A 3,254-nucleotide genomic window follows, 5' to 3' on the forward strand; every position below is an offset into this window, starting at 1 on the left:
TTTAATCAGCCCTCACCAATTGGGCTCCTACTGCTCGTTAATACTGGATGAATTTCAAAACAAATCTTACACACATCTTAGAATCATCCAAAACTGTTTTATTAATTAAATTCAAAAGAAATGAGGCTAACTATATGAGTGAAAAGATATTTAAAATAAACGGAATTGATATATGTACAGAAAGCTTTGGGAACCCTAAGAACCCTGCTATTTTATTAATTATGGGCGCTACATGTTCCATGGTTTATTGGGACGAAGAGTTTTGTGAGCTGTTGGCTAGTACGGGGAAATTTGTTATTCGCTTTGATAACCGTGATGTTGGACGCTCTGTTGCCTACGAACCTAGAACTTCCAATTATACAGTAACAGATATGGCTGAAGATGCAATTGGAGTACTAGATGCTTATCATATTGATAAAGCTCACCTATTTGGTATGTCATTAGGTGGTATGATTGCTCAAATTGCCGCTATAAAACATCCCGAAAGAATTTTGACGCTAACTTTACTAGCGACTAGTGTAATAGGATCTGATGACAATACTCGCGATTTACCTCCAATGGATGAAAGAATTTTAACACATCATGTAAATGGCACAAGTATAGATTGGACAAATAAAAACGATGTGGCAGAGTATTTAGTTTCAGGATCTCGTCTATTATGTGGATCAGAACGAATATTTGATGAAAATAGAGTTTATACACAAGTAAAACAAGAAATAGAACGCGCAAATAATTTATTAAGTATGTTTAATCATGCTTTACTTCAAGGTGATGATGCATATGAAGGTGTACTTCACTCCATACAAGCACCTACATTGGTTATTCACGGAACAGATGATACAGCACTCCCATTCGAACATGGCCTCGCACTAATTGATGAAATTCCAAACTCAGTACTATTAACTCTTAAAGGGGCAGGCCATGAAAACCATCCAGATGACTGGGAAAGCATAATTACTGCTGTTTCTAAACATACATCTGAAATTTAGACAAACAAATAATTAACAAAAGGGGCACAAATTGTATTGTGCCCCTTCTATTTACAAACAAAAACCCATCACTGTATTCGTATGTATAGTGATGGGACTTCTTATATTTTTCTATGTTTAAAAAAATGGACAATCTAATTGATCAACAGATTCCCATAATTTTTTTTTTGCATTTTCGGTGGATGTATTTGTTTCTAGTGTCATGTTTTTAAAAGGGTTTACTTCAACTTTTAATAAGGATGAAGGCTCCACATATAATGAGAAAACATGGCTGCTTGGTAAAGCTTTAGAAACGTCAATATCTCCTACTTGTTTAAATAGTTGCTGCGCAGCAAAAAAGAAGAAATTAGTTGGATTTGATTGTTTATTCAGCCACGCAAGCATTTCAGGTGATACCGATTTATGAATATTGATTTTTACTCGATCACCACGTTTATATCGCCTAGATCGCATACTTCCACCAACTAACTTATCGTTAAGTTTGTAAATCCTAACTCTTTTTGCTTATGCTCTCTATATTTTGGCGAACAAGTATAGACTAATAATCCTCGTGCATTGGTAAATAACGGATTATCTACAAAGATTACATTTTTGAGTCGTCCTTTTTGCTTTAAAATCATTTTTAAACTGTTTTTAATAATTACTGCACCACCGCCATAAATAAACACGTATGGATCGTCTTTCATATCATCAATTTTATTTATAATATCTGTTGCAACACGAGCTGCTAAACCTAATAGTGCCGGCTGTGATTCCTCAACTAATAAGGTATTTCTCGGATGCTTATCATTTAAATAAATTTGATTGAATTCTGTAATACTATCAATCGTCTTAGTTGGATACTTTCGGTTCCATCTCGTGATAATTTGTAATAACGTCTCTTTTACACCATAAGATAAACCTTTACTTAGTTGCGGACGGAAATTTACCCCTAATGAAACAACTTCTTCTGTCGTCCCTGCACCAATATCAAAAGAGAGTAGAGTCTTATCTACAAAATCAATTTCAGAAACTTGATTCGGCTCACATTCTATTTTATGTTTCACAACATTTCCTTCTTCATCGTATACAATGCCCCACGTCCCAGATGCGCCCTCAGGCAGGCATTTACAAAACTCAATTGAAACATTAATTGTCACATCGCGTCCGTTCGGATAATGGAAAATAACCTTATGATTTCCCATATAACGTTTTGCATTTTCAGCAGCTATTTCTTGTGTAATAAGCTGCATAGGAAGAGCGACAGATAAATCATAACGAATATTAATATGGCTAGAAGTTGGACTTTGTCGCATAGCGCTTACCGCCAAACCTGATAGTATTGTAATAACCATTAACTCATCCGTTGACTTATTCGATTTCTTCTCTACCTCAGTACCTTTTAATTGATCTTGAATGACTTTTTCTCCAACGATGTATCGTACATTATTTAGCATTAACGATGGCGAACTTATAGTCACATCAATGTGGTTTTCTAATTCAGATAATGAAACATCTACCTCATCTAAAAGTCCTGTAGGCTCACCTATATATAAAGAATAAATACTCGGAATAAAAATAGGGTCTTGCCCTTTCACCATTAACTTCAAACCGTTGTTTCCTGCATCTGCACCAGCTTTTAAAAGTATAGACATAACTACCCCCTAAATTAATCTGACATCCCTTCCAAATATATGCGAGCCCATTCTTTTACATTCAAATGTATTGTAATTTTTTATTTATCATAAAACCAAAATATTGCATACTTACATATTTTATGTAAAAAGTATTTGACATGATACTTTTCCAATTTTATACTTATATTTGTAAAGAGTTTTTTACAATCGAGGGGGGCAATTATTTATTGAATACTAAAAAAACTATTTTTATCATCATTGTTTTAGCATTAATTGCAATAATAGTACATGGCACATATAAATACATCACTGAAGGTTCTATTTTGGGTAGTACGATTTTTGCTATTTCGTTAATACTTAGTAATTTAATTAATCACATTACTTGGGGAGATCCCCACGGTGTATCAGAAGAAAGTCAAGATGAAATGGGCCAACAAATTACATATAAAAGCTTTAAAATTGCGTATTTTGTGCTTGTAGTTATAATGTTCCTTTTATTAATCTTCTCCGAAGGATTTTCTATGGGGGCTAATTTAGATGGCGTTAAAAACCTCCCTCTGTTCATCGCAATTTGCTCTTCATTCTTTATTTATCCTATTGTCGAACTCATAGTTGCAAAACAATATAAGTAAAAAGATGAGGTTTTCTA

4 protein-coding genes are annotated in these 3,254 nt (G+C 33.9%); 2 read left to right on the plus strand and 2 right to left on the minus strand.

Annotated features, from left to right (window positions below; genetic code table 11):
- The first annotated feature begins 134 nt into the window (after window positions 1-134).
- Complete coding sequence (mleBCA, locus tag DN403_RS25315; protein ID WP_001290769.1) at window positions 135-989, plus strand: BCA family alpha/beta fold macrolide esterase; 855 nt, start codon at window positions 135-137, stop codon at window positions 987-989.
- A gap of 117 nt (window positions 990-1,106) precedes the next feature.
- Here mleBCA and DN403_RS25320 read toward each other — a convergent pair whose 3' ends face one another.
- Together DN403_RS25320 and DN403_RS25325 are read right to left on the minus strand one after the other, a co-directional pair.
- Entirely contained in the window at window positions 1,107-1,442 is a 336-nt protein-coding gene (locus tag DN403_RS25320; protein ID WP_001257762.1) for a hypothetical protein, read from the minus strand.
- An 11-nt stretch (window positions 1,443-1,453) separates the two neighbouring features.
- Window positions 1,454-2,623 (minus strand): ParM/StbA family protein, encoded by a 1,170-nt coding sequence (locus DN403_RS25325; RefSeq protein ID WP_000025620.1) that lies wholly within the window; start codon window positions 2,621-2,623, stop codon window positions 1,454-1,456.
- Between the two features lie 209 nt (window positions 2,624-2,832).
- Here DN403_RS25325 and DN403_RS25330 point away from each other — a divergent pair, with 209 nt between their 5' ends.
- A complete protein-coding gene (locus DN403_RS25330) occupies window positions 2,833-3,237 on the plus strand; it encodes a hypothetical protein (RefSeq protein WP_001093136.1) in 405 nt (134 codons plus the stop codon).
- Window positions 3,238-3,254: the final 17 nt, after the last annotated feature.

It is taken from the genome of Bacillus sp. AY2-1 (assembly GCF_008368965.1).
GTDB classification, from domain to species: domain Bacteria; phylum Bacillota; class Bacilli; order Bacillales; family Bacillaceae_G; genus Bacillus_A; species Bacillus_A thuringiensis_S.

Bases quoted from the DNA above. Each gene is read 5' to 3' on its own strand.
- mleBCA (WP_001290769.1), top strand. From the start codon at position 135: ATGAGTGAAAAGATATTTAAAATAAACGGAATTGATATATGTACAGAA.
- DN403_RS25320 (WP_001257762.1), bottom strand. From the start codon at position 1,442: ATGCGATCTAGGCGATATAAACGTGGTGATCGAGTAAAAATCAATATT.
- DN403_RS25325 (WP_000025620.1), bottom strand. From the start codon at position 2,623: ATGTCTATACTTTTAAAAGCTGGTGCAGATGCAGGAAACAACGGTTTG.